At 59.0% G+C, this 764-nt stretch carries 1 protein-coding gene; it reads left to right on the top strand.

Annotated elements, in window-relative coordinates:
* Nucleotides 1-764, top strand: a 764-nt coding sequence (locus tag EN780_RS36015; protein ID WP_210215103.1) for a hypothetical protein, incomplete at both ends; no start/stop codon positions are given.

The following is a 764-nucleotide window of genomic DNA, read 5'->3' on the forward strand; positions in this document are numbered from 1 at the left end:
CTATCGCACCGACAATTACGGCGGCCGCTGGATCCAGGTGTCTCAGAACCGCGATCTAATCCACCGTCCTTGGTACTATACGCATGTCTTCGCCGACACTGGACACGCGGATACGGTCTACGTAGCCAATCAACGGATGTGGAAATCGACCGATGGCGGGGCCAGCTTTACCCAAGTGTCCACACCCCACGGCGATAACCATGATCTCTGGATTGACCCGGCCGATCCCACGCGGATGATCGAAGGCAACGATGGTGGTGCGTGTATCACCTTCAACGGCGGCAAGTCTTGGTCGTCGATCTACAATCAGAACACAGCCCAGTTTTATCGCATCGACGTCGACAGCCAGCACCCCTATCGGATCTACGCCACCCAGCAGGACAACACCTCAATTTCTGTTCCGAGCGCCTCGGAATGGGGGGTCATTACCCTGAACGACTGCACCTATCCGGGCACCGGCGAGAGTGGCTTCATCGTCGTTGATCCCGGTGATCCAGACGTAGTGTATTGCGGCGCTATAGGCTACAGCCCGGGCGGCGCAGGAGCTCTGCAACGCTACGACCACCGCACCCGGCAGGTTCGCCTCGTCAACGTCTGGCCGGAAGAGTCGACTGGTATGGCGCCGAAGAACATGCGCTACCGCTTCGCCTGGACCTTCCCGCTTGCCTTCTCGCCGCATGATCGGAATACGCTCTATGCCGGGGGTAACCACATCTTCCGCAGTCGCGACGAAGGATCGAGCTGGACCACGATCTCTCCTGATC

Source organism: Mesorhizobium sp. M4B.F.Ca.ET.089.01.1.1, assembly GCF_004022605.1.
In the GTDB taxonomy this organism is placed as follows: Bacteria; Pseudomonadota; Alphaproteobacteria; order Rhizobiales; family Rhizobiaceae; genus Mesorhizobium; species Mesorhizobium abyssinicae.